Origin of the sequence: Leifsonia sp. NPDC058292, assembly GCF_042880955.1 — a bacterium.
In the GTDB taxonomy this organism is placed as follows: domain Bacteria; phylum Actinomycetota; class Actinomycetes; order Actinomycetales; family Microbacteriaceae; genus Leifsonia.
In genome coordinates, this window is sequence record NZ_JBHVYL010000079.1 from 1 (window position 1) to 3005 (window position 3005).

General features: G+C 66.7%; 4 protein-coding genes. All 4 read right to left on the reverse strand.

What is annotated here, in order from left to right; genetic code table 11:
- Positions 1 to 953: terminase large subunit domain-containing protein (locus ACFVWR_RS19000; RefSeq protein ID WP_387215985.1), on the reverse strand; the 953-nt coding region annotated here is incomplete at its 3' end.
- A complete protein-coding gene (locus ACFVWR_RS19005; protein WP_387215988.1) occupies positions 925 to 1515 on the reverse strand; it encodes a phage terminase small subunit P27 family in 591 nt (196 codons plus the stop codon). The genes ACFVWR_RS19005 and ACFVWR_RS19000, both read right to left, overlap by 29 nt.
- 924 nt (positions 1516 to 2439) lie before the next feature.
- Positions 2440 to 2658 (reverse strand): hypothetical protein, encoded by a 219-nt coding sequence (locus tag ACFVWR_RS19010; protein WP_387215991.1) that lies wholly within the window; start codon positions 2656 to 2658, stop codon positions 2440 to 2442.
- Positions 2655 to 2993, reverse strand: coding sequence for a hypothetical protein (locus ACFVWR_RS19015; protein WP_387215994.1), 339 nt, complete (start codon positions 2991 to 2993; stop codon positions 2655 to 2657). The genes ACFVWR_RS19010 and ACFVWR_RS19015 overlap by 4 nt, the downstream gene beginning before the upstream one ends.
- Positions 2994 to 3005 lie beyond the last annotated feature (12 nt).

Sequence of the window (3005 nt, forward strand, 5' to 3'; positions counted from 1 at the left end):
ATGTACGCCAGCGTCGGGCTCACCCCGAGCCCGGGGTTGGCCTTGCGCCAGGTCTCCTCGGCGAACGGGTCGTCCGAGTCGGCCGCGGCCCAGATCACGCCGTAGTGCGCCGGGTCCGTCATGACGTGCTCGGCGACCTTCTCGGTGACGCCGTGGACCTCGTCGTAGATGCTGCCCTCTTGGGCATCATCCGCCGTCGTGATCATCACGACCATGGGCTGATCTCTGGCGCCAGTTCCAGTGGTGATCGCATCTACGAGATCGCGCGTCTTGTGCACGTGCAGCTCGTCGATCACCGCGCCGGACACGTTCAGGCCGTGCGCCGTCTCCGCGATCCGTGACAGGGCGCGGAACACGCTGCCTGTGCGCGGAACCCGGATGACCGAGGTCAAGACCTCGGCACGTCCGCGCACCGCCTTGCTCGTCGAGGCCATGCGCTTCGCGTCGTCGAACACACGCTTCGCCTGATCCAGCGAGGCCGCCGCGGCGTACACCTCGGCGCCCGTCTCCCGGTCCGCCATCAGCAGCGTCAAGCCGATGCCCGAGGACAACGTCGACTTGCCGTTCTTGCGCGGGATCTCGACGTACACCGTGCGGGCCACCCGCACCGGCCGGCCCAGCTCCTCATCGAAGAAGAGCCAGCCGAACGCCGGGATGATCACCCACACCGCCTGCCACGGCGCGAGCTTCAACGGTGATCCGCCCCACCGGCCCTTGGTGTGCTTGAACGACTCGATCGCCTTGATCGCGCGTCGCGCGGCGTCCACGTCGAACCAGGCGCCCGGCTGCTCGTGCAGCTGGTTGGCCACCACCAACGGCCGGCGGTCCAGCGCCGACGTGATGTCGTCCTCGGCCAGGCCCAGTTCGAGCAGAGCCGCCCGCGGGACCGGCAAACCGTCCTCGACGTCCTGCCGCGACAGCTGCTCAGTCGAAGGGATCGTCTTCGTCGCCATCGTCGCCGCCCTCCGGCGGCGTCAACCGGCCCCGCGCGCTGGGCGACAGCCCGAGCTCTCCGATGTACGCCTTCAGCTGCGTCCGGTACTGCGACGCGATCGTGGTCAGAGGATTCCGGCACGGGCCCCGCTGGCCCATCGTGACCAGGCCCTCGATGGACAGCTGCCGCTCGCACCACTCCAGGCGGGCCACGCACACGCAGTAATCCACAGCTGTGGACCGGTCCACCGACGACAGGCCTGCCATCTGCTGGAGGATCGGCACCACGCGCTGCCACTCGCGGCTGGCCACCTCGTGCCCGAACGCGGCAGCCTCACCTGCGAGTTTGAGCCTCTGCCAGTGCGCGACCTCGGCCCGGTACTCCCGAAGCTGCTCGTCGTCTGCGCCTCGCGGCGCGCGGGGCTTGGTCGGGAGACGGATCTTCGGGAAGAAGCTCGACCAGTCGGGCTCGACGAGCTCGGCCGGCGGGAGCTTCACGCCCTCGCGCACCGGCCGTTTGCCGGGGTTGCCCTCGCGGACGACCTGCAGTGGGGGCTTCGGCTTGCGCCCGGGGACCGCCATCCAAGATCACCCCCAAGTTGATCTTGAGATCAAAAATTCAAGATCAGCGGCGCCAGGATTTTCCCTCCCCGGCGGTCTCCGGGGAAGATGATCAAGGGGGGCACCCCACCCCTGACCTGCAGTTTTGCGCGTTTCCGCAGGTCAGATGGGGTGCGGCTCAAATGCACCCTTTGACCTGCGCTTTTGCGCTGCCCTCTTGGTCGTTAGCGCTGGCCGAATCGGATCTTCACCGCATCAATGATCTTGACGCCTCGCGCCTTGCCCGCTCGGGCCTTGATCATCTAGTGCACCGCGCCTCGGTCGGCCATGATCCTCGGTCCATCCGCCCTTGCCCTGCGGCATGGTGATCACTGCTGTCGTTCGGCGTTCCATCCGCCCGGCTGATGCCTCGCGGTCTCGCTGCTGTGGCATGGCTTGCACAGCCCTCGTCCGTACTGTGGATCATCAGCGTCCAGGCCTTGAGCCTCTAGCTGTTGGCGTGAGCGTGGCCAGTGGTCTGCCTCAGTGGCTGGCTGCTGCCTGCACATGACGCACACGGGGCAGGCATCGAGTACGCCCTGCCTGAACCTGTGCTGATGCCTCGAGCCATAGCCGCGCTGGATCGCTGTGCCTCGCGCCCTGTTGTCCCTGCCGTGTTCCGGGCACGGCTTGGTCTGGTCACAACCTGGCCTGGAACAAGGAGGCTTGAGCCTGCTGGGCACATTGATCACCTTGCCTGCACTAGCCTGCCTGATCCGATATCAAGGGGGATGACATGGCCAGTGGATGCCGTGACTGCACGACATGTACGAAGCCGGGGCTGGCAAGGATGATGCAGAACTGGGGTGCCGGGTTCCTGCACTTGTGCACGTGCGGGATCAGCTTCGCCATCAAGCGGGGCACGATGCGGCATTGCCCGCAGTGCAAGCACCTGCTGTCCAACCATCAGCGCCGGCGGGATGGCTCGTTCCAGGACTGATCAGCTGCTGCCCATTCCGCGCGCGTGTGCCTGGTCTCGATGTGCTCGCGCAGGGGCGTGGAGTCGATCTGCCAGTCGTGCTCTTCCGCGTGCGCGCTTACGTCCGTGCGCAGGATCGTGACGTCGATCGTGACCTTGTGCTCACAGACCGGGCACGGCACGCGCAGCTTGGCCGTGGCGCTCATGCCTCAGGCACAGGGCGCGTCAGCTTCCCCTGCGCGTACAGGACTTCTTCCTGCACCTGCTCGCGGAACTGCTCGAAGTCTCCTTCGACGCGGATCTTCAGCGGGTAGCCGTCAGGGTCGACCGGTACTTCGTTGACAGGGATCTCGATGGTCTCTTCGAAGACGAGGACCGCGCGGGCGCCGAGTCGTTCGGCAAGGTCTCCGTCGGCGAGGAGATCGCGCCGGATGGCGTCGAACTTGGTCTGCTCGGTGGGGACCTGGTCGATGACGAGCACGAAGGGAGCACGCTCGTCGGCAGCCCCTTCGGGGAGTTCGAGGATCTGCAGGCGGGCCATTGCGGGTTACCT